23 protein-coding genes are annotated in these 24828 nt (G+C 72.6%); 7 read left to right on the forward strand and 16 right to left on the reverse strand.

Translation table 11 applies throughout. The annotated features are described in order from the left end of the window. Nucleotides 1-23 precede the first annotated feature (23 nt). Both ACFYUZ_RS07175 and ACFYUZ_RS07180 read left to right on the forward strand, forming a co-directional pair. Complete coding sequence (locus ACFYUZ_RS07175; RefSeq protein WP_389306870.1) at nt 24-935, forward strand: ABC transporter ATP-binding protein; 912 nt, start codon at nt 24-26, stop codon at nt 933-935. A gap of 16 nt (nt 936-951) precedes the next feature. Then, complete coding sequence (locus ACFYUZ_RS07180) at nt 952-1674, forward strand: ABC transporter permease (protein ID WP_389306871.1); 723 nt, start codon at nt 952-954, stop codon at nt 1672-1674. A 44-nt stretch (nt 1675-1718) separates the two neighbouring features. On the opposite strand, the gene ACFYUZ_RS07185 is transcribed toward ACFYUZ_RS07180, so the two are convergent. Together ACFYUZ_RS07185 and ACFYUZ_RS07190 are read right to left on the reverse strand one after the other, a co-directional pair. Further along, complete coding sequence (locus ACFYUZ_RS07185; protein ID WP_389307029.1) at nt 1719-2897, reverse strand: CynX/NimT family MFS transporter; 1179 nt, start codon at nt 2895-2897, stop codon at nt 1719-1721. A gap of 203 nt (nt 2898-3100) precedes the next feature. Next, the gene (locus tag ACFYUZ_RS07190) at nt 3101-3781 is read right to left on the reverse strand and encodes a FadR/GntR family transcriptional regulator (RefSeq protein ID WP_389306872.1); all 681 of its coding nucleotides are present in this window, start codon (nt 3779-3781) and stop codon (nt 3101-3103) included. 135 nt (nt 3782-3916) lie between these two features. Here ACFYUZ_RS07190 and lpdA point away from each other — a divergent pair, with 135 nt between their 5' ends. After that, nucleotides 3917-5320: a dihydrolipoyl dehydrogenase gene (gene lpdA, locus ACFYUZ_RS07195; protein WP_389306873.1), complete on the forward strand. Its 1404-nt coding sequence runs from the start codon at nt 3917-3919 to the stop codon at nt 5318-5320. An 89-nt stretch (nt 5321-5409) separates the two neighbouring features. Then, entirely contained in the window at nt 5410-6030 is a 621-nt protein-coding gene (locus tag ACFYUZ_RS07200) for a rhomboid-like protein (protein ID WP_389306875.1), read from the forward strand. Between the two features lie 130 nt (nt 6031-6160). Here the strand turns inward: ACFYUZ_RS07200 and ACFYUZ_RS07205 are convergent, their stop codons facing one another. The 9 genes from ACFYUZ_RS07205 to ACFYUZ_RS07245 form a co-directional block, all read right to left on the reverse strand. Then, nucleotides 6161-6967 (reverse strand): HAD family hydrolase, encoded by an 807-nt coding sequence (locus ACFYUZ_RS07205; RefSeq protein ID WP_389306876.1) that lies wholly within the window; start codon nt 6965-6967, stop codon nt 6161-6163. Then, nucleotides 6964-8253, reverse strand: a complete 1290-nt coding sequence (serS, locus tag ACFYUZ_RS07210) for a serine--tRNA ligase (RefSeq protein WP_389306878.1) — start codon at nt 8251-8253, stop codon at nt 6964-6966. Before serS ends, ACFYUZ_RS07205 begins: the two co-directional genes overlap by 4 nt. Before the next feature lie 487 nt (nt 8254-8740). Further along, nucleotides 8741-9676, reverse strand: coding sequence for a prephenate dehydratase (pheA, locus tag ACFYUZ_RS07215; protein ID WP_389306880.1), 936 nt, complete (start codon nt 9674-9676; stop codon nt 8741-8743). Between the two features lie 69 nt (nt 9677-9745). Then, nucleotides 9746-11005 carry an iron uptake transporter deferrochelatase/peroxidase subunit gene (efeB, locus tag ACFYUZ_RS07220; protein WP_389306882.1) on the reverse strand — a complete coding sequence of 420 codons (1260 nt, stop codon included), beginning with the start codon at nt 11003-11005 and terminating at the stop codon, nt 9746-9748. 5 nt (nt 11006-11010) lie between these two features. After that, nucleotides 11011-13005 carry a copper resistance CopC/CopD family protein gene (locus ACFYUZ_RS07225; RefSeq protein ID WP_389306883.1) on the reverse strand — a complete coding sequence of 665 codons (1995 nt, stop codon included), beginning with the start codon at nt 13003-13005 and terminating at the stop codon, nt 11011-11013. Between the two features lie 24 nt (nt 13006-13029). Continuing rightward, nucleotides 13030-13482 (reverse strand): copper chaperone PCu(A)C, encoded by a 453-nt coding sequence (locus tag ACFYUZ_RS07230; RefSeq protein ID WP_389306884.1) that lies wholly within the window; start codon nt 13480-13482, stop codon nt 13030-13032. Continuing rightward, nucleotides 13479-14144, reverse strand: a complete 666-nt coding sequence (locus ACFYUZ_RS07235; RefSeq protein WP_389307030.1) for an SCO family protein — start codon at nt 14142-14144, stop codon at nt 13479-13481. The genes ACFYUZ_RS07230 and ACFYUZ_RS07235 overlap by 4 nt, the downstream gene beginning before the upstream one ends. An 87-nt stretch (nt 14145-14231) precedes the next feature. Next, nucleotides 14232-14993 (reverse strand): YcnI family protein, encoded by a 762-nt coding sequence (locus ACFYUZ_RS07240; protein ID WP_389306886.1) that lies wholly within the window; start codon nt 14991-14993, stop codon nt 14232-14234. A 126-nt stretch (nt 14994-15119) separates the two neighbouring features. After that, entirely contained in the window at nt 15120-15902 is a 783-nt protein-coding gene (locus ACFYUZ_RS07245; RefSeq protein WP_389306888.1) for a hypothetical protein, read from the reverse strand. A gap of 260 nt (nt 15903-16162) precedes the next feature. On the opposite strand from ACFYUZ_RS07245, the gene ACFYUZ_RS07250 reads away from it, so the two are divergent. Beyond that, nucleotides 16163-16609 (forward strand): ATP-binding protein, encoded by a 447-nt coding sequence (locus tag ACFYUZ_RS07250; protein WP_389306890.1) that lies wholly within the window; start codon nt 16163-16165, stop codon nt 16607-16609. Nucleotides 16610-16708: 99 nt separating this feature from the next. On the opposite strand, the gene ACFYUZ_RS07255 is transcribed toward ACFYUZ_RS07250, so the two are convergent. Then, nucleotides 16709-18175, reverse strand: a complete 1467-nt coding sequence (locus tag ACFYUZ_RS07255) for an aminopeptidase P family protein (RefSeq protein WP_389306891.1) — start codon at nt 18173-18175, stop codon at nt 16709-16711. 103 nt (nt 18176-18278) lie between these two features. Next, nucleotides 18279-19694: a PP2C family protein-serine/threonine phosphatase gene (locus tag ACFYUZ_RS07260; RefSeq protein WP_389306893.1), complete on the reverse strand. Its 1416-nt coding sequence runs from the start codon at nt 19692-19694 to the stop codon at nt 18279-18281. A 558-nt stretch (nt 19695-20252) separates the two neighbouring features. On the opposite strand from ACFYUZ_RS07260, the gene ACFYUZ_RS07265 reads away from it, so the two are divergent. Together ACFYUZ_RS07265 and ACFYUZ_RS07270 are read left to right on the forward strand one after the other, a co-directional pair. Continuing rightward, nucleotides 20253-20933 carry a bifunctional DNA primase/polymerase gene (locus ACFYUZ_RS07265; protein WP_389306894.1) on the forward strand — a complete coding sequence of 227 codons (681 nt, stop codon included), beginning with the start codon at nt 20253-20255 and terminating at the stop codon, nt 20931-20933. Nucleotides 20934-21146: 213 nt separating this feature from the next. After that, complete coding sequence (locus ACFYUZ_RS07270) at nt 21147-21746, forward strand: hypothetical protein (RefSeq protein WP_389306895.1); 600 nt, start codon at nt 21147-21149, stop codon at nt 21744-21746. 221 nt (nt 21747-21967) lie between these two features. Here the strand turns inward: ACFYUZ_RS07270 and ACFYUZ_RS07275 are convergent, their stop codons facing one another. The 3 genes from ACFYUZ_RS07275 to ACFYUZ_RS07285 all read right to left on the reverse strand — a co-directional run bounded on the left by ACFYUZ_RS07275 (nt 21968) and on the right by ACFYUZ_RS07285 (nt 24798). Next, nucleotides 21968-22945 (reverse strand): DUF5926 family protein, encoded by a 978-nt coding sequence (locus ACFYUZ_RS07275; protein WP_389306896.1) that lies wholly within the window; start codon nt 22943-22945, stop codon nt 21968-21970. A gap of 321 nt (nt 22946-23266) precedes the next feature. Then, the gene (locus ACFYUZ_RS07280; RefSeq protein ID WP_078953706.1) at nt 23267-23869 is read right to left on the reverse strand and encodes an ATP-binding protein; all 603 of its coding nucleotides are present in this window, start codon (nt 23867-23869) and stop codon (nt 23267-23269) included. Nucleotides 23870-23976: 107 nt separating this feature from the next. Next, nucleotides 23977-24798 (reverse strand): glycerophosphodiester phosphodiesterase, encoded by an 822-nt coding sequence (locus ACFYUZ_RS07285; RefSeq protein WP_389306897.1) that lies wholly within the window; start codon nt 24796-24798, stop codon nt 23977-23979. Between the last annotated feature and the right edge of the window lie 30 nt (nt 24799-24828).

Genomic DNA, 24828 nt, shown 5'->3' on the forward strand with positions numbered 1-24828 from the left:
CCTCCAAGGAAGGGGCCGCGCCCATGAGCACCCTCACCATCGACCACGTCTCGCGCTGGTTCGGGAACGTGGTGGCGGTCAACGACATCACGATGTCGATCGGCCCCGGCGTCACCGGCCTCCTCGGCCCCAACGGCGCCGGGAAGTCCACCCTCATCAACATGATGGGCGGCTTCCTCGACCCGTCCACCGGCAGCGTGACCCTCGACGGCGAACCGGTCTGGCGCAACGAGTCGGTCTACCGCTCCATCGGCGTCGTCCCCGAGCGGGAGGCGATGTACGACTTCCTCACCGGCCGCGAGTTCGTCGTGGCCAACGCGGAGCTCCAGGGCCTCGGCGCGGCGGAGGCCCAGCGCGCCCTGGCGACCGTCGAGATGGAGTACGCGCAGGACCGGAAGATCGCCACGTACAGCAAGGGCATGCGGCAGCGCGTGAAGATGGCCTCGGCCCTCGTCCACGAGCCGTCCGTGCTGCTGCTCGACGAGCCGTTCAACGGCATGGACCCGCGCCAGCGCATGCAGTTGATGGACCTGCTGCGGCGGATGGGCGCGGAAGGCCGCACGGTCCTGTTCTCCTCGCACATCCTGGAGGAGGTCGAGCAGCTCGCCTCCCACATCGAGGTGATCGTGGCCGGACGGCACGCGGCCTCCGGCGACTTCCGCAGGATCCGCCGGCTGATGACGGACCGGCCGCACCGCTACCTCGTCCGTTCCAGCGACGACCGGGCGCTCGCCGCCGCGCTGATCGCCGACCCGTCCACGGCCGGCATCGAGGTCGACGCGGTGGACGGCGGACTGCGGATCCAGGCCGTCGACTTCGGACGGTTCACCGAGCTGCTGCCGAAGGTCGCGCGGGAGCGGGGCATCCGGCTGCTGACGGTCTCGCCCTCCGACGAGTCCCTCGAATCCGTCTTCTCGTATCTCGTCGCGGCCTGAAAGGAGTACGACCCCGATGTACGACCCCACCGTCGCCCGGCTCACCTACCGGGCCCTCCTCGGCCGCCGCCGGGCGGCGATCCTCTTCCTCCTGCCCGCCCTGCTCCTGGTCATCGCCGCGGCCGTCCGCGTGCTCAACGGCGCGGACGACCAGGTCGCGTCCGATCTCCTCGGCGGCTTCGCGCTCGCCACGATGGTCCCGCTGATCGGCGTCATCGCCGGCACCGGAGCGATCGGTCCGGAGATCGACGACGGCTCCATCGTCTACCTGCTCTCCAAGCCGGTGAAGCGGTCGACGATCATCACCACCAAGCTGATCGTGGCCATCGCCGTCACCATGGTCTTCTCGGCCGTGCCGACGCTGATCGCCGGCTTCGTCCTGAACGGGAACGGGCAGCAGGTCGCCGTCGCCTACACGGTCGCCGCGCTGGTCGCCTCCATCGCCTACAGCGCGCTCTTCCTGCTCCTCGGCACGGTCAGCCGGCACGCCGTGGTGATCGGGCTGGTCTACGCCCTGGTCTGGGAGGCGCTCTTCGGGTCCCTGATCTCCGGCGCCCGCACCCTCAGCGTCCAGCAGTGGGCGCTCGCCCTGGCCGAGAAGGTCACCGGCGAGGGCAGCCTGGTCACGTCGGACGTGGCCCTGCCGACGGCGACGGTGCTGCTGGTCGCCGTCACCCTCGGGGCCACCTGGTTCGCCGGCCACAAGCTGCGCACGCTCAAGCTGGCCGGAGAGGAGTAGAGGGCCCGGGCCGGACCTCGGACCGTACGGTCCCGGGCGGGGCGTCAGACCGTACGGTCCCGGGCGGCCGGCAGCCCGACGGCGAGGGCTGCCGCGCAGACGCCGAGGACCAGACAGATCGGCAGGGTCCAGGAGCCGGTGGCCTGGTGGAGGGCGCCGGCCGCCAGCGGCCCGGCGGCGGCCAGCAGATAGCCGACCGTCTGGGCCATGCCCGACAGCCCGGCCGCGGTCACCGCGTCCCCGGAGCGCAGCACGATCAGGGTCAGGGCGAGGCCGACGGCGCCGCCCTGACCGACGCCGAGGACCGCCGACCAGAGCCAGGCACCCTCCACGGGCGCCACCATCAGTCCGGCGTAACCGGCCGCGACCAGCGTCGTGACCAGCACGACCAGCGGGCGCTGGCTGCGCATCCGGCCGGCCAGCAGCGGCACCACGAAGGCGCCGGCGACCTGGATCAGGTTGTTGAAGGCGAAGATCACGCCGGCCGTGGAGCGGCTCATCCCGTGGTCGGTGAAGATCGTCGGCATCCAGGCGATCAGCACGTACGACCACAGCGACTGCAGCCCCATGAAGAGGGTGACCTGCCAGGCGAGCGCCGAGCGCCAGACGCTCACCGGGCGGGCGCCGCCGGCCGGGACGGCCCGTACCTCGTGCCCCGTACGACCCCGGGCGATCAGCACCTGCGGGAGCCAGGCGAGGGCCGCGACCGCGGCGAGCAGCGACCAGAAGCCCAGGGAGGCCTCCCAGCCGCCGCCCAGTGCCTTCTCCAGCGGGACCGCGGCCGCCGCGGCGACGGTGGCACCGGCGATCATCGCGCCCGTGTAGACCGAGGTCATCGAGGCGGCCCGGCCCGGGAAGTCACGCTTGATCAGGCCCGGCATCAGCACGTTGAGCAGGGCGATCGCGGTGCCGACGAGGATCCCGCCGCCGTACAGCGCGTACACGGACGGCAGGACGCGCGCGAGGATGCCGAGGCCGAGCAGCAGGAGCGCCGCGAACAGCACGCGTTCGGCGCCGAACCGGCGGCCGAGCCACGGCGCCACCAGGGCGCCCAGGCCGAGGAAGAGCACCGGGACGGAGGTCACGAGCGAGCTCGCGGTCGACGAGAGCCCGAAGGCGGCGGACATCTCTCCGACCAGCGGCGCCACGCTCGCCAGCGCCACCCGCATGTTGAGCGAGGCCAGCACGATGCCGACCAGGAGCAGCGCCGGGTGCGCGAGCAGGGCGTGCCGGGCCGCCGCTCCCCCGGCCGACGGCCGGACCCCGGCCTCGGCGTCGACGAGCCCGCGGACCTCCGCTTCCGTGCGCGTCCCGGACCCCGGACCGGTTCCCGTACCCGTGCGCGTCCCGGACCCCGGACCGGTTCCCGTACCCGTGCGCGTCCCGGACCCCGGACCGGTTCCCGCACCCGTGCGCGTCCCGGAGCTCACCGGTCCCCCTCCGTCAGTGCCGCGACCGTCTCCATCGGGACCCGCAGCAGTTCGCGGGCCTGCCGCTCCGCCGCATCCGGGTCGCCGGCCTCGACGGCCGCCACCAGGGCCTCGTGGGCGTCGATGTCGACCGGGGGCATCTCCCGGTCGCCGAGGGCCTCCACCAGGACCTCGTGCACCTGCGCGGAGAAGAAGCGGTACACCTCGACGAAGGCCGCGTTGTGGGTCGCGCCGACGACGGCGAGGTGGAAGGCGAGGTCCGCGTCCGCGTCCCGGTCGCCCTCCTCGCGCAGACCGGTCAGGGCGGCCCGCAGCCGCAGCAGGTCGTGGGTGTCGCGCCGGGCGGCGGCGAGCCGGGCGGCCTCGGCCTCCAGGGCGACCCGGAGTTCGAGGACGTCGGCCGCGCCCGCGTGCCGGACGCCGCGCAGCACGGCGGACGGGTCGGCGGTCGACCTGACGAAGGTGCCGTTGCCCTGGCGGGACTCCAGGAGGCCCGCGTGGACGAGGACCCGGACCGCCTCGCGGACGGTGTTGCGGCCGACGCCGAGCTGCTGCGCGAGCTCGTGCTCGGTCGGGATGCGGTCGCCGACCGCCCACTCCCCGTCGCTGAGCTGTGTGCGCAGCTGTTCCACCACGGAGTCCACCAGCGAGGTCCGCCCCGCCGCCCTGAGAGCCATCGAAATCCTCCATTCGCCCGGTTGCCCAGTCATCCTACAAGTGAGCTCCCTCGCCTCCCCGGTCAGGCCGCAGCGACCGGACTACTGTGGGCTCGTACGTGTGCCGAACACCCTCACCACCCTCGGGAGTCAGTCATGTCAGACCGCTTCGACGTCGTCGTACTCGGAGCTGGCCCCGGCGGCTACGTCGCCGCCATCCGCGCCGCCCAGCTGGGCAAGCGGGTCGCGGTCGTCGAGGAGAAGTACTGGGGCGGTGTCTGCCTGAACGTCGGCTGCATCCCCACCAAGGCGCTGCTGCGCAACGCCGAGCTCGCCCACATCTTCAACCACGAGGCGAAGACCTTCGGCATCAAGGTCGACGGCACCGTCTCCTTCGACTACGGCGAGGCGTTCCGCCGCAGCCGCACGGTCGCGGACGGCCGCGTCAAGGGCGTCCACTTCCTGATGAAGAAGAACGGCATCACCGAGTTCGACGGCCGGGGCACCTTCCTCGACGCGAACACCCTCCAGGTGGCGAAGTCCGACGGCACCACGCAGACGATCGCCTTCGACAACTGCATCATCGCCACCGGCGCCACCCCGCGCCTGCTGCCCGGCACCTCGCTCAGCGACCGTGTCGTCTCGTACGAGCAGCAGATCCTGGCCGAGGACGCCCCCCGGTCGATCGTCATCGCCGGCGCCGGCGCGATCGGCATCGAGTTCGCGTACGTGCTGAACAACTACGGCACCAAGGTCACCATCGTCGAGTTCCTCGACCGGATGGCCCCGCTGGAGGACGAGGAGGTCTCCAAGGAGCTCGCGAAGCAGTACCGCAAGCTCGGCATCGACGTCCTCACCTCCACCCGCGTCGAGGCCATCGACGAGTCCGGCCCGCAGGTCCGCGTCACGGTCACCGGCAAGGACGGCGCCCAGAAGGTCCTGGAGGCCGACAAGGTCCTCCAGGCCATCGGCTTCGCCCCGAACGTCTCCGGCTACGGCCTGGAGAACACCGGCGTCGCCCTCACCGAGCGCGGTGCCATCGACGTCGACGGCCGCTGCCGCACCTCCGTGCCGAACATCTACGCCATCGGCGACGTCACCGCCAAGCTGATGCTCGCGCACACCGCCGAGGCCATGGGCATCATCGCCGCCGAGACCATCGCGGACGCCGAGACGATGGAACTCGACTACGTCATGATCCCGCGCGCCACCTACTGCCAGCCGCAGATCGCCAGCTTCGGCTACACCGAGGCCCAGGCGCGGGAGAAGGGCTACGACGTCAAGGTCGCCAAGTTCCCCTTCATGGCGAACGGCAAGGCGCACGGCCTCGGCGACTCGACCGGCTTCGTCAAGATCGTCGCCGACGCGAAGTACGGCGAGATCATCGGCGCCCACCTGATCGGCCCGGACGTCACCGAGCTGCTGCCCGAGCTGACGCTGGCCCAGCAGTGGGACCTCACGGTCCACGAGGTCGCCCGGAACGTGCACGCGCACCCGACGCTGGGCGAGGCCGTGAAGGAAGCGATCCACGGCATTGCCGGACACATGATCAATTTCTGAGGTTTCTCCCAGGTTCGGGTGATAGGCACTGAAAGGTGCCGAGCGAAACCTCCCCGGGTGGCGAACCGTCCCGACCGATCAGGTCGTGGGTGCGTTCGTCACCCGGTACGCATGTGTGGCTGGCGGTCATCGCGATCACCAGCCTCGTCATCGCGCTCTCCCCCGCCGGGCTGGAGACCTATCTCCTCCACCGCAACAGCAGCAATCTCCACCAGCTCGCGCACCACCCGATGCGGGCCCTGCTGGGCAGCGCGTTCTGGATCGAGAACCCGGCGGACCTCCTGCTGTACGCGGTGCTCTTCGAGGTCTTCCACGCCCCCGTGGAACGCTGGCTCGGCACCCCGAAGTGGCTGCTCACCGTCGCCACCGCCCACATCGCGGCCACGCTCGTCAGCCAGCAGGTGGTCCTGGCGGCCATCCAGCTCCACGACGTGCCGCGCAGCATGGCGCACGTCGTCGACATCGGGGTCAGCTACGGCCTCGCCGCCTCGGCCGGGATCCTGACCTACCGGCTGCCGTACCCCTGGCGCCTGTTCTACCTCGCCGCGGTGGTCGCGTTCTTCCTCGTGCCGCTCGCCACCGACCGTACGTACACCGACCTCGGTCACGCGATCTCGCTGGCGATCGGTCTGGCCTGCCACCCGCTGACCCGCGGAGCGCCGACCGGTGGAAAACCGGTCGCCTTCGAACGGCCTCCCGACGCACACTAGTTGCACGCGGGGGACACGGGGGATTCCCCGGGTGCGGCCGCTTCGAGCGCGCGGACCCCGGTCCGCGCGGGCCGCGACCCACGAAGGCCCGCCCCCGAGGGGGGCGGGCCTTCGTCCGGGTGTCGCCGGGTCAGGACGCCAGCAGGCGCTCCAGGACGAGCGCGATGCCGTCCTCCTCGTTCGAGGCCGTCACCTCGTCCGCCACCGCCCGCAGCTCCTCGTGCGCGTTGCCCATGGCCACGCCGTGCGCCGCCCAGCCGAACATCGGGATGTCGTTCGGCATGTCGCCGAAGGCGATCGTCTCCGCGGCCTTCACCCCGAGCCGGCGCGCCGCGAGCGACAGACCGGTCGCCTTGCTGAGGCCGAGCGGGAGGATCTCCACGATGCCCGGGCCCGCCATGACGACGTCGACGAGCCCGCCGACCGTCTCCCGGGCGGCCCGGGTGAGCTCGTCGTCGGACAGCGTCGGATGCTGGATGTACAGCTTGGTCAGCGGCGCCGCCCACAGCTCCGCCGGGTCCTCGTACGGCACGTACGGCAGCGGTCCCTCGTGGGCCCGGTAGCCGGGACCCATCAGGACCTCGCCCTCCAGGCCGTCGCGGCTGGCGGCCAGCGCCAGCGGGCCCACCTCCGCCTCGATCTTGGAGAGCGCGAGCCCCGCGAGCTGCCGGTCCAGGGTCAGCGAGGTCAGCAGCCGGTGCTCACCGGCGTGGTAGACCTGCGCGCCCTGCCCGCACACCGCGATCCCCCGGTAGCCGAGGTCGTCCAGGATGTGCCGGGTCCAGGGCACCGCCCGGCCGGTGACCACGATGTGCGCGGCACCCGCCGCCGTCACGGCGGCCAGGGCGTCCCGCGTGCGGTCCGAGACGGACTCGTCGGACCGCAGCAGCGTGCCGTCGAGGTCCGTCGCGACCAGGCGGTAGGGGAAGGGACTCACTTGGCGATCGGCTCCAGGACCTCACGGCCGCCGAGGTACGGACGGAGCACCTCGGGCACCCGCACGGAACCGTCGGCCAGCTGGTGGTTCTCGAGGATCGCCACGATCGTGCGCGGTACGGCGCACAGCGTGCCGTTCAGGGTGGCCAGCGGCTGCACGACCTTCTTGCCGTCCTTGTCGTCGCGCAGACGGACGGAGAGGCGGCGGGCCTGGAAGCTGTCGCAGTTCGAGGCGGAGGTCAGCTCGCGGTACTTGCCCTGCGTCGGGATCCACGCCTCGCAGTCGAACTTCCGGGAGGCGGAGGCGCCGAGGTCACCGGTGGCGACGTCGATGACCTGGAACGGCAGCTCCAGCGAGGTCAGCCACTGCTTCTCCCACTCCAGGAGCCGCTTGTGCTCGGCCTCGGCGTCCTCCGGGGCGACGTACGAGAACATCTCGACCTTGTCGAACTGGTGGACGCGGAAGATGCCCCGGGTGTCCTTGCCGTACGTGCCGGCCTCGCGGCGGAAGCAGGGCGAGAAGCCCGCGTACCGCAGCGGCAGCTTGTCGGCCTCGATGATCTCGTCCATGTGGTACGCGGCGAGGGGCACCTCGGACGTGCCGACGAGGTAGTAGTCGTCCTTCTCCAGGTGGTACACGTTCTCCGCGGCCTGGCCGAGGAAGCCGGTGCCCTCCATGGCGCGCGGACGGACCAGCGCGGGGGTCAGCATGGGGATGAAGCCGGCCTCGGTGGCCTGGGCGATCGCCGCGTTGACCAGGGCGAGCTCCAGGAGGGCGCCGACGCCGGTCAGGTAGTAGAAGCGCGAGCCGGAGACCTTGGCGCCCCGCTCGACGTCGATGGCGCCGAGCGCCTCGCCCAGCTCCAGGTGGTCCTTGGGCTCGAAGCCCTCGGCCGCGAAGTCGCGGATGGTGCCGTGCGTCTCCAGGACGACGAAGTCCTCCTCGCCGCCGACCGGGACGTCCGCGTGGACGATGTTCCCGAGCTGGAGCAGAAGCTGCTTGGCCGCCTCGTCGGCCTCGTTCTGCTCGGCCTCCGCGGCCTTGACGTCGGTCTTGAGCTGCTCGGCCCTCTGCAGGAGCTCGGCGCGCTCCTCGGGGCCGGCCTTGGGGATCAGCTTCCCGAGCGCCTTCTGCTCGGATCGGAGCTCGTCGAAGCGGACGCCGGACGACCTGCGCCGCTCATCGGCGGAGAGCAGGGCGTCGACGAGCGCGACGTCCTCTCCACGGGCGCGCTGGGAGGCGCGAACACGGTCGGGGTCCTCACGGAGCAGGCGAAGGTCAATCACCCCACCAGGCTACCGGTGCGCGTTCGCGTGCCCCCACCGGATAAGGGGGCGCGTGTTGATTCGTCCCCATGGGGACCCGTGGAAATGTCGTCGGCGGGGCTGTTCCATTCAGTTATCCACAGGCTGTGCGGAAAATCTGTGGACTACGGAGAAGACCCCAGGGATTTCCCTCATCGTGCCTGGGAATTCCGTGATCAAACACCCTTCACACGCTCATTTGGGTGGGAATTGGTCGCCCCAACGGGTGGGTCTACAGAGGGCTGCTGACGAGAACGCCGTGCGAGCGCTGTGGATGGCGCACGAATGGGCGGAGGGTGGGTGGGGCGATTTGTCGACCTTGTCTCGGCGGGGTGTCGACTTGTCCCCAGGTCTGACAGGGGACCTGTGGATAACCTCTGTGGGTAACTGAAAAGTATGCAGGTAGGACTAGTGGTTCGTACCTGTGGACGACCGCTCACACCGGCGCGGGAGTTCGTCCACCCTCGGATCAGGCCCGACCGTCCTGGGCCCTCGTCAGCCAGTCGGAGGCCTCCATGAACTCCACGTCCGAAGTCCCGCGCCGCAGCGCCGACACGTCCTCCACCGACACGCCCGCCCGGGGGTACGAGCCGAGGAACCGCACCTTGGGGCAGATCCGCTTGAGGCCCATCAGCGCCTCGCCCACCCGCCGGTCCGAGATGTGGCCCTCGGCGTCCACGGCGAAGCAGTAGTTCCCGATCCCCGCTCCCGTGGGCCGGGACTGGATCAGCATCAGGTTCACCCCGCGCACCGCGAACTCCTGGAGCAGCTCGAGGAGGGCACCCGGATGATCGTCACCCAGCCACAGCACCACCGAGGTCTTGTCCGCCCCCGTCGGAGCAGCCGGCCGGGCCGGCCGGCCCACGAGCACGAACCGCGTCTCGGCGTTCTCCGCGTCGTGGATCTCCGTGACCAGCGCTTCGAGGCCGTACGTCGCCGCCGCGAACTCCCCCGCGAAGGCGGCGTCGAACCGGCCCTCCTGCACCAGCCGGGCGCCGTCCGCGTTGGAGGCCGCCGACTCCCACACCGCCTCGGGCAGATGGGCCCGCAGCCAGTTCCGGACCTGCGGCTGGGCCACCGGATGGCCCGTGACCGTCTTGATCTCCGAGAGCCTGGTCCCGGGCCGGACGAGCAGCGCGAAGGCGATCGGAAGGAGCACCTCGCGGTAGATCATCAGCGGCTCGCCCGAGGCCAGCTCGTCCAGGGTCGCGGTCACCCCGCCCTCGACCGAGTTCTCGATCGGGACGAGCGCGGCGGCGGCCTCCCCGTTCCGCACGGCGTCGAGGGCGGCCGGGACCGAGACCATGGGGACGAGCTCCCGCGTCGCGGCCTCGGGCAGCGTGCGCAGCGCCGCCTCAGTGAAGGTGCCTTCGGGGCCGAGATAGGTGTACCGGGTGGCGGACATGACGTCACCCTAATGGTCGCCGCCGGAGAGGGCCGCCGCACCGGCGGGGCGCCTCTCCGGTCGGGACGGTCAGGCCTCCAGGAGGCGCTGGCCCACGTACTCGCCCTCGGCGGGGCTGCCCGGGACCGCGAAGAGTCCGCTCGCCTCGTGGCGGATGAACGCGGACAGCGCGTCGCCCCGGTCGAGCTTGCGCTGCACCGGGACGAAGCCCCTGAGCGGGTCCGCCTGCCAGCAGACGAAGAGGAGTCCCGCGTCCGGCGTTCCGTCCGGACCGATCCCGTCGTGGAAGGAGAACGGCCTGCGCAGCATCGCCGCCCCGCCGTTCTGTTCGGGGGCGGAGATCCGGGAGTGGGCGTTGTCGGGGATGACGAGCTTCCCGTCCGGCCCGAGCTTGTGCAGATCGAGCTCGGTGGTCTCGGAGCCGCCGGTGAGCGGGGCCCCGTCGGACTTCCGGCGCCCGATCACCTTCTCCTGCCGGTCCAGCGGCAGCTTCTCCCAGTCGTCGAGCAGCATCCGGATCCGGCGCACCACCGCGTACGAGCCGCCCGCCATCCACTCCGGTGCGCCGCCCGACCCGGCCGGGACGAAGACCCGCCGGTCGAAGTCCGGATCGGTGGGCTTCGGATTGCCCGTGCCGTCGACCTGCCCCATCAGGTTGCGGGCGGTCATCGGCTTCGCGGTGGCGCCGGCCGAGCGGTTGAAGCCGTTCATCTGCCAGCGCACCCGGGCCGCGTCCCCCGCCTCCTTCTGGACGGCGCGCAGCGCGTGGAAGGCGACGAGCGCGTCGTCGGCGCCGATCTGCACCCACAGATCGCCCTCGGACCGCCGGGGGTCCAGGGCGTCGGAGGAGAACGCGGGCAGCGGATCCAGTTCGACGGGGCGGCGCGGGACGAGCCCGGTGCGGTCGAAGAAGGTCCGGCCGAAGCCGAAGGTGACCGTGAGGGAGGAGGGGCCCGCGTCGAGCGCCACCCCGGTGTCCTCGGCCGGGGCCTTGCCCGCCATCAGCGTCTTCGCCGTGGCCGACCAGCGCCGCAGCAGGGCGGCGGCCTCCTTGCGGCCGGCCCCCGGAGCGAGGTCGAAGGCGACCAGATGGCCACGGGACTGGAGGGGGGTGGTGATGCCCGCCTGATGTTTCCCGTGGAACATCACCGCGGTCGAGCCGACGGTGGTCAGGGCCGGGGCGCCGCCGGCCCCGGCGGTGTCGTCGGACAGGGCCGCGGAGATCCCGGCTCCACCGGCCGCACCGGCGACGAGGCCGGCCGCGCCCGCCGCGCCGACGGCGCCGAGCAGGCGCCGCCGGGAGAGATCGAGGTTGTCGCTGTCGGTCACGAGGCTCAGCCGATCTTCACGTTCTTGTCGATGGTGGTCTGGTCGATCTCGGAGGTACGGACGGTCACCTGGATCCTCCAGTCGCCCGGCATCGGGATCTGGACGCCGCTCGCGCTCCAGTGTCCGGTCTGGATCCGGTCGGGGGCGACGGGCAGCGGGCCCACGCCCTTCGCCTCCAGGGTGAGGGCGACCTTGATCTCGGGGACGTCCAGCGGCTTGCCGTTGGGGCGCTCGACGAAGATGTGGAGCGCGTTGGCGCCGGTGCGGCCGGGGTCGAGGCTGAGACGGACGACGCCCTTGCCGTCGACGCCGCCGGTGTCGAAGGGCAGCCGGATGTCGACGGGCCGGTCGGGCACGGCGGCCGGGCCGGAGGCGGTGGTGGACCGTCCGGCCTCCTCCTCGGTGCGGCCGGGCTCGGTCGAGGTGAGGACGGTGGTCACGGCGAGGAGGACGACCGCGACGGCGGCCTCGGTCAGCACCGAGCGGCGCAGACCGGCCCGCTCGGGGTCGGCGTCCCGCTCCCGCTTCCGCCGGGCGGTGGCGACGGCGGCCCGCTGCCGGGCGAGCTGCGCGGCCCGCACGGGGTCGACCGGTCCGACGGCTCCGCCCGAGCCCTCGGCCCCGTCGGTCTCGGGCCCGTCGCCCTCGGCCCCGTCCTCCGGCTCCGTGGCCTCGGATCCGCCGACCGGCTCCTCGGCCGCCGGGCGCGCGCCCAGGGCCTCGTCCCCGCCCGGCAGCCCGTCCGCTCCCCCCGGTGCCGGTTCGGCCAGGCGGCGGGTCCAGCGGCGGGAGATCCAGGCGATGCCGACGAGGACCGCCATGAGGCCGATCTTGACCAGGAGCAGCTGGCCGTACCGGGTCCCGGTCAGCGCGGACCAGGAGCCGACCTGGCGCCAGGACTGGTAGAGGCCGGTGGCCGCGAGGACGGCCACGGAGCCGAGGGCCACCCGGGAGAAGCGCTCGACGGCGGAGCGCTCGACGGACGGCGCCCGGTAGAGGGCGACGAGGAGCACGGTGAGGCCGCCGAGCCAGGCGGCGACGGCGAGGAGGTGCAGGATGTCGACGGGCACGGCGACGCCCGGCTGGACACCGGTCGAGGCGTGCTCGGCCAGGGCCCAGGTCCCGGCGATGCCGGCGGCGACGACGGTGCCGCCGAGGGCGAGTCCGAAGGAGAGGTCCTTCTTCTCCTTCGGGTCGGTGCGGCGGGCATAGGCGCCGAAGAGGACGGCCACGAACAGCGCGGCCGCGCCGAGCAGCAGCAGCCGGGAGGTGAGCGCCGCGCCGGTCTTCGTCTCCAGGACGGCCTTCAGGCCTGCCAGGTCGAAGGCGTCGGCGAGCTTCCCGGAGCCGGTGTACGGGTGGCGCAGGAGCAGCATCGCCAGGGTGGCGCCGGTGAGGGCCAGCCAGCCCCGGACCACGGTCTGCTGGACGGGGCGGACGCCCGCGCCGCGCGGCCAGCAGGCCAGGACGAAGGCGCCGCCGCCGACGAGGACGGCGAATCCGGCGTACGCGAGGTAGCGGGCGATGCCGTAGAGGGCACCGACGAGGCCGCCGCCGGGCGCCTGGTCGGACAGGGCGACGGAGGTCGTGGAGGGGGCTCCGACGGAGAAGGTGAAGGCACCGGCGACGGGGTGGCTGTCGGCCGAGACGGCCTGCCAGGCCACGGTGTACGTGCCGTCGGGCAGTCCGGCGCGGAGCCCCACCCCGTACCGGACGACGGAGCCGCTGCACAGATCGCGTATCTCGCCGGTGTCGGCCCGTCGGCCCGCCGGGTCGAGGACCCGGATGGAGTCGGCGCTCATGGCGACCTGTTCGGAGAAGGTCAGGTTGACCTCCTCGGGGGCGGTGGCGACCACCGCCCCGTCCTTCGGGTCGCTGCCGGTGAGCGCCGCGTGCGCGGAGGCGGGGGCGGCGCCGGCGAGCAGCGTGCCGAGCAGCGCGGCCGCGAGGATCAGCAGCCGGGCCAGGGCGGTGCCGAGGCGCGGGGCGGTGGTTGTCATCTCTGTGTCACTCCGTCAACGAGCTCAGTGCTGCTGCGGGTTGTGGTTGGGCGCTTCGACGGGAAGGTCGACCTTGATGGGGTCGGACTTCTCGAAGTGGAGCTCGATGCTGACCTTGTCGCCCTGCTTGGGCTTCGACTTCAGCTCCATGAACATGATGTGGCTGCCGCCGCGTTCGAGCTTCAGCTCGCCGTTCGCGGGGATGTCGAAGGACTGCACCTGCCGCATCTTCTGGTTCTTCGTCTCGTGGATCGTGACGTCGTCCGAGAGGGGGCTGGTGACGGAGGTCAGCTTGTCCGCCGTGTCGCCGTCGTTCTTGATCGTGAGGAAGCCGCCGGCCATGTCCATCACCGGCTGGGGCATGAACGCGCCGCTGACCTCCAGGTCGGGCTTGCTGTCGGAGGACGAGCACCCGGTCAGCGCGAGCGCGGCGGCGAGCGCCACGGCGGCGGACAGGGCGGTGGTGCGGCGGGTCACGGGTTCTCCCCCTTGATGAGCTTCGGCAGGTCCTTGGCGTAGTCGTCGACGGTCGCGTCCTCGCCGTACAGGACGTAGCCCTGGTCGGTGGTGGGCGAGAAGGCGATCACCTGGGCTCCGTGCATGGAGACGACCGAGCCGTCCTTCTCCTTCTTCGGCGGGTCGATGCCGATGCCGATCTGCCGGGCCCCCGCCTGGATGGCGGAGAAGTCGCCGGTGAGGCCGGTGAAGGAGGGGTCGCCGGCGGCGGGCAGCCACTTGGCGAGTTCGGCGGAGGTGTCCCGCTCGGGGTCGGTGGTGACGAAGACGACCTGGAGCTTGTCCTGGTCGGCCTTGGGGAGCTTCTTCTTGGCGATGGCGATGTTGCTCATCGTCAGGGGGCAGACGTCGGGGCAGTGCGTGTAGCCGAAGTAGACGAGCGTCGGCTTGCCCTTGGTCCGCTCCCGCAGGTCGTACTTCCGGCCCTTGGTGTCGGTGAGGACGAGCGCGGGCTTGGTGAACGGCCGGTCGAGGACGGTGGCGGCCCTGGTGGGGTCGGAGCCGCCGGAGATCTCGGCGACCGCCGAGCCGGCGCCCGAGGGCTTGTCGTCGTCGCCGAGGCCGACGGCGACGGTGAGGCCGACCGCGGCGACGATCGCGACGGCCGAGATGACCAGCGGCATGCGCCGCCCGGGGCGGGACGTGGCCGCCCCGGGCGTCTTCTCTTCAGACATGGTGTTTCTTCCGGATGTCGGGTGGGGGTGTGGCCGTCAGGCCGAGCGGCGGCGGCCGGCGAGGACGCCGAAGGCGACGCCGGCGACACCCACGAGGATGCCGACGACACCGAGGACACGGGCCGTGGTGTCGGTGGCGGAAGAGGCCGAGGCGGTCTCCTCGTGGTCGGCCGTCTCGTCGTCGTGACCGGCCTTCTCGTCCGTGCCGGCGGAGGCGGACGGCGCGGCGCCGCCGTGGTGGTCCTCGGAGGCGGCGGAGAGCTTCAGGACGGGGGCCGGGTTCTGCGGCTCCTCCGCGCCCTCCTTCTGCTCCTCGATCCAGCGCACGACCTCCTTGTTGTCGTACGTCTGGATCGCCTTGAGGACCAGCTGGTCGGTGTCCTCCGGCAGCCGGCCGAGGGAGAGCGGGAACTGCTGGAACTGGCCGGGGCCGATCTTCGAGCCGTCGGCGGTCCAGGTGACCTTGGAGACGGCCTCGTTGATCTTCTTGCCGTGCAGCTCCAGCGGCTTGGCGAGCTTGCTCTTGGTGACCTCGGCCTTCCAACCGGGGACGGGCTGCGGCATGACGGAGGCCAGCGGGTGGTCGAGCGGGAAGTTGACCTCCAGCTTCACGGTGGAGGCGTTGTCGCGCTCGTTCGGGACCTTGATGTTGACGGTCGCGTAGCCGCCCTTGGCCGCCTCGCCCTGCGGCTGCACGCTGACGTGCGCGAAGGCGGTGCCGGACAGCAGCACCACGGAGGAGAGGGCGATGCCGCCGGCGAGGGCGGCGCGGGTGGCGGAGACACGGGAAACGCTCATGGTGGAAGACACTCCAGCTCGAAGGGTTCACGGTGGTGGGTGGGTCCGGTGCGCCGGGGGACAGGGGTCCCGCCCGGGCGTGCGGACGAACGCGGCCCACTCCCGTCGAGCGGTGAGCGGTCCGCGTCAGGCTGCGAGGACGCAGTCGGCGGCCGGGGGGCCGCGCCTGATCACCGTGTGCTGAAGGGCCTCGGCCACCGGCGGCGGCGAGGAGTCGGAGGGGGCCCGGAGGGTCCGCCGCGGCCCGGTGCGCGGTGCCGACGGCAGCCCGGCGAGCAGGGCCCGTACGAGACGGAGCGCGGCCCGCAGGGAGCGCACGAGGGCGCACTCGGCGAGCTCCGTCGCGCCCTGCTCGGAGAGCTCCACGAGCCGGCCGAGGGCGTGGTCGCCGCGGCGCAGCAGCCAGCCCGCGGCCAGGGCGGCCAGGAGGTGGCCGAGGAGCATGGGCAGGCCGGGCAGCAGCTCGCCGGCGGGCGCGGCCGCACCGGCGGCGAGGTGCCCCATGTGGGCGTGCGCGTCGGCCGGGTCGAGCCCGGCGTCGGTGATGATCCGGGTGGCGTCGGCGGGGCTGAGGGAGGCGGCGCCCGCCCCGCAGACCAGCCGGGCGGCCATCCGGACGAGGGCGTCGTCGGCCTGCTCGCTCAGGGCGAGCTGCCGCTGGCCGAGCCCGAAGAGGACGTGCAGGCCGAGCTGCCCGCCGGCGAGGGCGCCGACGACGAAGCCGAGCGAACGCGCGCGGCCGGTGAAGAGGACGGTGACCCCGAAGACGCCGAGGAATCCGGCGACGAGGGTCCACAGGGCGATGCCCGCGCAGGCGGCGAGCGCGTGTCCCAGCGCGGACAGCACGACGCAGACCGCGGTGAACACCGCGGCCCTCAGCAGCCGTGGAGCGAGCGCGGGGGCAGTCATGGCGGCCCCATCATCGCACCACGCGCGCCACCGCCATGAGGCAGGTCCGGAAGGTCGTTCTTGGGCGCCTTCGCGACGAGATACGCCGACCGCCGTGCCCGGAGGCCCGGTCGTCGGGGCGACGCGCGGAGGTGACATACACCGGCGTCCCCGCCCGGTGCATCCGCCGAACGAGCGCTCTTGAGGCCCCGGGGTGCTTACGGAGCGTCCGCTCCGGCAATACGTATCGGTATGTCGAGCCGCTGCCGGGAGGCTGGAGCATGAGCATCTGGTGGTCACTCCATCTGCGGCGCGAGGCCGCGAGCGTGCCGCTCGCGCGAAGGCTTCTGCTGGGCACGATGGAGACGGCGGGTGTCGATCCCGACGTGTCGTACGAGTTGTCGGTCGCGCTGACCGAGGCGTGTGCCAACGCCGTCGAGCACGGCGGCGGAGCCGGCGCACGGGAGCGGGGCGGGGCGTACCGGGTGACGGCGTACCTGGACGGCGAGACGTGCCGCATCGAGGTGGCGGACTCGGGGCCGGGCTTCCCCGGCGCCTCGGCGCCGGCCGTGCCGTCGGACGAGGCCGAGCACGGCCGGGGGATGCGCCTGATCGAGGAGCTGGCCGATCACGTGCAGTTCGGCAACCGCTCGGGCCGGGGCGGCGCCGTGGTCAGTTTCGACAAGATCCTGAAGTGGCGGGACAGCCCGTCGCTCCTCATGGCGTGAGATCCGGCGTGTTCCTCATGGCGTGAGATCCGGTGTGCACGGGGAAGGGCCCCCGCCGGTCGGTCGGCGGGGGCCCTTCGGTTCCAACGTACGCGGAAATCAGCCCTTCAGCGCGGCCATCCACGCCTCGACCTCGTCGGCGCGGCGCGGCAGCGCGTCCGAGAGGTTCCGGTTGCCGTCCTCCGTGACGAGGATGTCGTCCTCGATCCGGACGCCGATGCCGCGGTACTCCTCCGGCACGGTCAGGTCGTCGGCCTGGAAGTACAGACCGGGCTCGACGGTCAGGCACATGCCCGGCTCCAGCGTGGTGTCCACGTACATCTCGGTGCGCGCGGCGGCGCAGTCGTGGACGTCCATGCCGAGCATGTGGCCGGTGCCGTGCAGGGTCCAGCGGCGCTGGAGGCCGAGCTCCAGGACGCGGTCGACCGGGCCCTCGACGAGGCCCCACTCGACGAGCTTCTCGGCGAGGACGCGCTGGGCGGCGTCGTGGAAGTCGCGGTAGGCGGCTCCGGGCTTCACCGCGGCGATGCCGGCCTCCTGCGCCTCGTACACGGCGTCGTAGATCTTGCGCTGGAGCTCGGTGTACCGGCCGTTGATCGGCAGGGTGCGGGTGATGTCGGCGGTGTAGAGCTCGTCGGTCTCCACGCCGGCGTCGAGCAGCAGCAGGTCGCCGGAGCGGACGTCGCCGTCGTTGCGGACCCAGTGCAGGGTGGTGGCGTGCGGACCGGCGGCGCAGATGGAGCCGTAGCCGATGTCGTTGCCCTCGACGCGGGCGCGCAGGAAGAACGTGCCCTCGATGTAGCGCTCGCTGGTGGCCTCGGCCTTGTCGAGGACCTTGACGACGTCCTCGAAGCCGCGGGCGGTGGAGGCGCAGGCCTTCTCCAGCTCGGCGATCTCGAAGGAGTCCTTGATGAGGCGGGCCTCGGAGAGGTACACGCGCAGCTCTTCGTCGCGCTCGGCGGTGACCTTGTCGGCCAGCGCGGCCTCGATGCCGGCGTCGTGGCCGCGGACGGCGCGGACGGGGCCGGTGGCCTCCCTGAGGGCGTCGGCGAGCTCGCGGACGTCCTTGGCCGGGATGCCGAGGAGCTGCTCGGCCTCGGCGAGGGAGTGGCGGCGGCCGACCCACAGCTCGCCCTGGCCGTCGAGCCAGAACTCGCCGTTCTCGCGGTTCGAGCGCGGCAGCAGGTAGATCGTGGCCCCGTGGCCGTCGGCGGTGGGCTCCAGGACGAGGACGCCGTCCTGCGTCTGGTCGCCGGTGAGGTACGCGTACTCGGTGGAGGCGCGGAAGGCGTACTCGGTGTCGTTCGACCGGGTCTTCAGGTTCCCGGCGGGGATCACCAGGCGCTCGCCCGGGAAGCGGGCGGAGAGCGCGGCGCGGCGCGCGGCGGTCTTGTCGGCCTGCGCGATCGGCGCGAGGTCGTGCAGCTCGGTGTCGGCCCAGCCGGACCGCATGTTCTCGGCGAGCTCGTCGGACACGCCCCCGTACAGCCCGTTCTTGCGCTGCTTGATCGGCTGCTCTTCGGTCTCGGTCTCTTCCGGGGTCTCCGGGGTGAGCTCCTCGGCCACGGGTCTGCCTCCTCTTGGTACGACACTGAACCCCCACCATCGTACGGTCGTACGGAAGGGGGCCCAGGGCCGGAAGACCCATTACCGGAGCGTCACATTCCGGTCACTCGAAGCGTGCCGCGAGCAGGACCACGTCCTCGCCGTCCACGGCCGGGTCCAGGCCCTCGGGGAGCAGGACCCGCAGGACGTGGTCGGCGACGGCGCCCGGGTCGCCCCGGTCCGCCCTCGGCACGCTCGCGGCGGCCGCGTGGAGTCGCGCGAAGGCCCGGTCCATGGCGTCGCCGGTGCGCCGCAGCAGCCCGTCCGTGTAGAGAAGCACCGTTTCTCCGGGGGCGAGGGACAGCTCCACGCTCGGCGCCTCCCAGCAGGAGAGCATCCCGAGCGGGGCCGACAGCGAGGTCTCGACGAACTCGGTGCGGCGCTCGCCGAGGACCAGCGGCGGGGCGTGACCGGCGCCGGCGAGCACGATCCGGCGCGGCGCGGGCTCGGCGTAGGCGAAGAGGGCGGTCGCCGAGCGGGCGGGTTCGGTGATCCGGAGCAGCAGCTCCAGGTCGGAGAGGACGGCGACGGGGTCCTCGCCCTCCATCACGGCGTACGCCCGGAGGGAGGCGCGCAGCCGGCCCATGGCGGCCAGCGCGCTGGGCCCGGTGCCGGAGACGGAGCCGACGGCCAGGCCGAGGGCGCCGTCGGGCAGCGGCAGCGCGTCGTACCAGTCGCCGCCGCCCAGCGGGCCGGTGCGGTGGCGGGCGGCGAGCTGGACGCCGGGGACGCGCGGGAGACGGCTGGGGAGCAGCTCCTCGGCGACGGTGGCGACCTGGACGCGGGCGCGCTCGACCTGGAGGAGCCGGGCGAGGTGCTCGGTGGCGAAGCGGCCGTAGAGCCCGATGAGGTGGCGCTGCCGGTCGGTGGGCTCGGCGGGCTCGTCGTAGAGCCAGACGACCGCGCCGAGCCGGCCGGCCTCCTCGGTGGCGAGGGGCAGGGCGTAGCTGGCGGCGTAGCCGAGGCGGGCGGCGACCTCGCGGTGGCGCGGGTCGAGGCCCTCCTCCGTGCGGACGTCGCGGATGGCGATCGGGTCGGGGACGCGCCCGGGGTGCCCGGGGTCGGGGAGGCCGTCGAGGAGGCGGCCGTAGCTGGTGGCGCCGCGCGGGACGGTCTCGATGGTGCCGAGGTCGGCGTGGGCGAGGCCGAGGCCGATGGTGCTGGCGGGGCCGCGGCCGTCGGCCGGTTCGAGGACGGCCATCCCGCGGCGGGCGCCGACGAGGGCGGCGCCGGCGCCGAGCATCTCGCGGAGGGCCTCGTCGAGGGCGGCGGTCTTCACGAGGCGCTCGGTGAGTTCGTGGAGGGTGGTGAGGTCGGAGACCCAGGAGGCCAGCCGGTCCTGGATCAGGACGCCGGGCGGGAGGGCCGCGTCGGCGGGGCTCGCCGCGGGCGGCACCCCGGGGAGGGGCGGCGCAGTGTGCGGGGGCCCGGGAGCTGTGGAATCGATTCCGGCCACTTTCGGCATGTGTGGGGCGCTCATGGCAGTCGGCTTTCCGACCGGTGCGTTTGACGCCATAGCATCGCAAACCCCCATGTCAATCAGAGCCGCTCGATGCATCCACATGTACACGCACAAGAGGAACGATGTCCAGCATTGTCCCCACGGGACTTGTGGTGTCCGTGAGGTCGTGCGCAAGGGTTGAAGTACGCGAGAAGTTGGCCGAAAATTACCCCCGGTGTGCACCTTTTGCGGTCGACTGGCGTCGTTTGAAAGCGCGTCATTCCCAGCATGCTGGGTACGTAATCGGTGACAGGCAGGGGCAGTTGACACCGCCCCGGAACGTGACACGGCACCCCGGCGTCTTCCCCGCCGCAGGCCGCAACCCGCCACCGAGTGGCGGGGAACGTGTTCTGACCCGCTCCGGCTCTGACCTGGCTCCACCCGGACCCCCCGGGATCCGCCCGGCACCGGCCCGGTCCGCCCCGCTCCTCAGGGGGCGGACACCCCGCCGACCCGGCACGCGCTGATACGCACGGTGAAGAGTTCTGCACATGGTGTGATGTGGATTCGGCGTTCAACGGAAAGGAACGAGCGCTCATGCGCGAGATCCTCGGAAGGCGACGCAGGCTCCGGTTCCGGCGCAGGGAGAGGACCGGCCGGCTCGACGCCGCGGTCACCTTCGCGGTCGAGTGGAACTGGCCCGTCCTGCCGGGCGCGAGCCTGAGAGCGACGACCCGTACGGCCACGGGGGCGGCCTGCTCCTGCCCCGACCCGGACTGCGTGGTGCCCGGCGCGCACCCCTACGACCCCGGGCTGCTCGCGGCCACCACGGACGAGCGCATGGTCCGCTGGTGGTGGACCCGGCGCCCGGACGCCCCGGTGGTCCTCGCCACCGGCGGCGCCGCGCCCTGCGCGGTCAGCCTCCCGGCGGTGGCGGGGGCACGGGCCCTCGCCGCGCTCGACGCGACGGGCATGCGGCTCGGACCCGTCGTGGCGACCCCGACCCGGTGGTCGATCCTCGTCGCCCCGTACGGCCTCGAACGACTGGGCGAGCTGCTGTACGCGAAGGACAGCGTGCCCAGCTCGCTGCGGTTCCACGGCGAGGGCGGCTACCTGCTGCTCCCGCCCTCGGTCGCGGGGACCGGACAGGTCCGCTGGGAGCGGGCGCCGCTCGCCGGCTCGGCCCGGCCGTGGCTGCCCGACGTGGAGGCGGTGGTCGACGCCCTGGTCGAGGCGAGCACGAGCACGCCGGGCGGCGGGAGCAGGCTGGCGTACTGAGCCCGCTCGGGACCTTCGTACGGAGGCCGCTCGGGGGCTTTCGTGCGGAGGAGGGCCGGGGCGGGCGCGGTCGTTCACCCGAACGGGTGCGTCCCGGTCCGACTTGCAGGGGATCCGGGCGCGCGGCCGACCACGCGCCGGGATCCCGCCGCTATGTTCACCCCACCGTCCAAGATCTCCGGATCTCCGTCCGAGCAGGAGCAGGTGGGCCCCATGAGCCCGGTGAACCCCCGTGTGGTCGGACTCGGGACCGCCGTCACGGTCGCCGTCCTGCTGCCCCTCGTCGCGACCGCCGGACCCACGGGAGACCCCGCACGGCCGGCCGGCGCGAGCGCCGAGGGGGACGCGAAGCCCGGGGAGCTGCTCAGGGGGCTCGGCCTGGGGCCCCGTACCCCCGCCTCCGCCGCTCCCGCCCCGGCCGCTCCGGCCTCCGCGGTCCCGCCGGTTCCCACGGCTCCCGAACGCGTCACGCATTGTGGGCCGGAACTCGCCTCTCCGGAGGGGGCCGAGGCGCAGACCTGCGTCCTGGGCGAGGAACGCGAGGTCTGGGCGCGCACGTACTACCGGAACGCCACCGGCCGACAGTTCGACGCGTTTCTGACCCTCATGGGACCCGGCGGACGGACCGTCCGCGTGAGCTGTCCCGTCCCGGCGCAGGACGAACCGGGAACCTGCGAAACGCCGAGGGAGCGCGCTCGCGGCGCGGTCACGGCCTATACGGCGGTCGCGGAATTCGCGGGAGCGGGCGAGGGGGACGCCACTCCGCTGCTGCTCCGCGCGGGAAGCAACACGGCGGACGGGGAGGGAAGTTGAGCGTCGGACGCTCCGGCGCTGCCGGAAGCGGACATGGAAAGGCCCGGTCGCTGGCGACGGGGGATGCACCAGCGACCGGGCTTCAAGAACGGTAACAAGAGATCTGCTGTTCGCAAATTCGATCTCGGTTATTCGGACAGGGATTTATCCGTCCGAGGACCCGCTTTGTGGCGGAAGTCACCGACCGGTCGGTCTGCCTGTCACCGATACCACCTGGGGTATCAGCTGAGAGTCACCTGACGGTTCGTGAGGCCGCCGCGCGCCCGGCGCTCCTCCGCCGTCAGCGGGGCGTCCGAGGCGAGCGCCGCGGCCAGCCGCTCGGCGAACTCGGCCGCCGGCTTCTCGCAGTCCTCGGCGGTCATCGAGGACGGCAGGTCCCACACCGGCACCATCAGACCGTGGGCCCGGAAGGAGCCGACGAGCCGGGTGTCCGCGCCGAGCGAGGTGCCCTCGCCGGCCTGGAGGCGGGCGAGCGCGTCGAGGAGCTTCTCCTCCGGGTGCGGCATGACCCAGCGGAGGTGGTTCTTGTCCGGAACCTCGCACCAGTACGCGGAGTCCACGCTCGTCAGCTTCACGGTCGGGATCGCCGCCGCGTTGGCCCGCTCCAGGGAGGCCGCGACCTCCGGGTCCGCGCCGTCCGCGGACTGCGGGATCCAGAACTCGAAGCCCGAGTGGACCTCCGGGACGAACGGGGCGTCCACGTCGAGCAGCTCCTGCAGGCGCGGGCCCTCGGCCGGCACGCGGCGCGCGGGGACCGGGGTGCCCGGCTCCACCTCCAGGGCGCGCTGCAGGGTGTCGGCGAGGTCGCGGGCCAGGTCGCCGGAGGTGGAGTCGTTCTGCAGGGCGAGCAGGACGGAGCCGTCGTCGCGGCGGAGCGCGGGCCACGCCATCGGCAGCACGGTCGCGAGCGTCACCGACGGGACGCCCTCCGGCAGGCCGCCCTTCAGGGTGAGCGGCACGGTGGCGGCCGGCACCAGCTCGCGCAGCGCGACCCAGTCGCACTCGCCGGGCAGACCCTCGAAGGGGCGCTGGACGAGCTCGGTCACGGCGTGCGCGGCGGCCCGGCCGTGACACGCCTTGTAGCGGCGGCCCGAACCGCACGGGCACGGCTCGCGCGCGCCGACGACCGGGATCTCCCCGCTCGTGACCTGTGCCTGGCCGGTCTTGCCGGCCTTCGTCTGGGGGCGCTTCTTGGCCATGGTGTGGCTTTCTCCCGATCGCGGCTGTGCTGTGTGCGGTGCTGTATCGGGCGCGAGCCTAGCCGCACCGGGCCCCGGCGCCGCTCAGGCGGGGCGGCGCGACGGCCCGGGCGGGGCGGCGCCGGAAGACCGTGCCCGCCACCGCCTGTCGGCACCGGCCTCCGCCCCGGACCGTCGTACGCGTTTCGCTCCGGATGGTCGTACGCGTCTCGGTCCGGACTGTCGTGCCTCGGCCCGGATGGCCGTACGCGTTTCGCTCCGCACCGTCGTACGCGTCTCGGCCCGGGCCGTCGTGCCCCGGCCCGGGCCGTCGTACGCCTCTCAGTCCAGGTCGTCGTACGCGTCGAGGAAGTCGAAGCCCGAGCCGCCGCCGACGCGCGCGGCGAAGTCCTCGCGGCGGTGCCCCTCGGTGACGACCACCCAGACGGTGACCTCACCGGTCGCACTGTCCCGTACGCCCCAGTCCTGGGCCAGCGCCCCGATGATGTTCAGCCCGCGGCCGCCCCGTGCGGTGACCGAGGGCGTCGATGGAACGGGCCGTGTCGGACCACCCCCGTCGGTCACCTCGACCCGCAGGCCGCCTCCCGGGTCGACCCGCCAGGCCGCCCGTACATCGCCTTCGCCCCGCTCCGCGTGGTTCAGCGGCCTGCCGTACCGACAGGCATTGCTGAGCAGTTCGGAGAGGATCAGCACCGCGTCGTCGACGACCGATTCGGACACCCCGCTGCGGTACAGCTCGTCCCGCATCCGGTGTCGCGCCTCACCCACGCCCGCAGGGCCATGGGGTACGGCCATGCTCGACGACGTGGGCACCTCCTGTGCCACCACCAACGCCACCCCCGAGACCTCCTTTGCCCCACGCCACCGTGTGGATGCCCCAATGGCCTGGACCGGAAACCGGCCAATCCGTGTGGGATGAGGCACTCGTGACGATCGCGTACGCGTGGAACGCGCCGGGGCACGCCCCGTAAGGGGTGTGGCCCCCTGTGGCGGAGGGGGAACGAGTGACGGGAGAGGCGCCCCAACGGCGCTCAGTCACGCCCCAGCTGGGCGATCACCTGCTTCGGGCGGTTGGTGATGATCGCGTCCACGCCCAGGCGCTCGCAGAGCTCGACGTCCTCCGCCTCGTCCACCGTCCAGACGTGGACCTGGTGCCCGGCCTTCTGGAGCCGCAGGATCACGGCGGGATGGTGCCGGACGATCCGGATCGACGGACCCGCGATGCGCGCGCCCGCGGGCAGCCGTCCGTCGCGCAGCCGGGGCGAGACGAACTGGGCGAGCGAGACGGTGGGCAGCGTCGGTGCTGCGGCGGCGATCCGGTACAGGGAACGGGCCGAGAAGCTCATGACGCGTACGGGGGATTCGGCGGGGGACGCGGGCGCGTCCAGGCCGAAGCGCTTGAGGAGCTGGAGCAGCTTCTCCTCGACCTGGCCGCGCCAGCGGGTGGGGTGCTTGGTCTCGATGGCCAGCTCGACCCGGCGCCCGGCGTCGGAGACCAGCTCCAGGAGCCGCTCCAGGGTGAGGACGGAGGTGTATCCGGGGTCCCGCCAGTCGGGGATCTCGCCGGATTCGTCCCGGCCCTTCCAGGTGCCGAAGTCGAGGGCGGTGAGATCGGCGAGTTCGAGCGCGGAGACGGCGCCGCGGCCGTTCGAGGTGCGGTCGACGCGTCGGTCGTGGACGCAGACGAGGTGGCCGTCGGCGGTGAGCCGGACGTCGCACTCCAGGGCGTCCGCGCCGTCCTCGATGGCCTTCACATAGGCGGCGAGGGTGTGTTCCGGTGCGTCCTCGGACGCCCCGCGGTGGGCGACGACCTGGAGGGGGACGCGGTTCGGGTGCTGCCGTGCGTGAGTCACCGCGTCATGGTGCCATTGGCGGGGTGGTGC

The sequence above is a fragment of the Streptomyces sp. NPDC004266 genome (genome assembly GCF_042874095.1).
Taxonomy (GTDB): domain Bacteria; phylum Actinomycetota; class Actinomycetes; order Streptomycetales; family Streptomycetaceae; genus Streptomyces.

What these genes read in the sequence shown, in the direction of transcription:
- ACFYUZ_RS07175 (WP_389306870.1), top strand. Translation starts at nt 24, where the DNA reads ATGAGCACCCTCACCATCGACCACGTCTCGCGCTGGTTCGGGAACGTG.
- ACFYUZ_RS07180 (WP_389306871.1), top strand. Translation starts at nt 952, where the DNA reads ATGTACGACCCCACCGTCGCCCGGCTCACCTACCGGGCCCTCCTCGGC.
- ACFYUZ_RS07190 (WP_389306872.1), bottom strand. Translation starts at nt 3,781, where the DNA reads ATGGCTCTCAGGGCGGCGGGGCGGACCTCGCTGGTGGACTCCGTGGTG.
- lpdA (WP_389306873.1), top strand. Translation starts at nt 3,917, where the DNA reads ATGTCAGACCGCTTCGACGTCGTCGTACTCGGAGCTGGCCCCGGCGGC.
- pheA (WP_389306880.1), bottom strand. Translation starts at nt 9,676, where the DNA reads ATGTCCGCCACCCGGTACACCTATCTCGGCCCCGAAGGCACCTTCACT.
- ACFYUZ_RS07225 (WP_389306883.1), bottom strand. Translation starts at nt 13,005, where the DNA reads ATGACAACCACCGCCCCGCGCCTCGGCACCGCCCTGGCCCGGCTGCTG.
- ACFYUZ_RS07235 (WP_389307030.1), bottom strand. Translation starts at nt 14,144, where the DNA reads ATGCCGCTGGTCATCTCGGCCGTCGCGATCGTCGCCGCGGTCGGCCTC.
- ACFYUZ_RS07240 (WP_389306886.1), bottom strand. Translation starts at nt 14,993, where the DNA reads ATGAGCGTTTCCCGTGTCTCCGCCACCCGCGCCGCCCTCGCCGGCGGC.
- ACFYUZ_RS07245 (WP_389306888.1), bottom strand. Translation starts at nt 15,902, where the DNA reads ATGACTGCCCCCGCGCTCGCTCCACGGCTGCTGAGGGCCGCGGTGTTC.
- ACFYUZ_RS07250 (WP_389306890.1), top strand. Translation starts at nt 16,163, where the DNA reads ATGAGCATCTGGTGGTCACTCCATCTGCGGCGCGAGGCCGCGAGCGTG.
- ACFYUZ_RS07260 (WP_389306893.1), bottom strand. Translation starts at nt 19,694, where the DNA reads ATGAGCGCCCCACACATGCCGAAAGTGGCCGGAATCGATTCCACAGCT.
- ACFYUZ_RS07265 (WP_389306894.1), top strand. Translation starts at nt 20,253, where the DNA reads ATGCGCGAGATCCTCGGAAGGCGACGCAGGCTCCGGTTCCGGCGCAGG.
- ACFYUZ_RS07270 (WP_389306895.1), top strand. Translation starts at nt 21,147, where the DNA reads ATGAGCCCGGTGAACCCCCGTGTGGTCGGACTCGGGACCGCCGTCACG.
- ACFYUZ_RS07275 (WP_389306896.1), bottom strand. Translation starts at nt 22,945, where the DNA reads ATGGCCAAGAAGCGCCCCCAGACGAAGGCCGGCAAGACCGGCCAGGCA.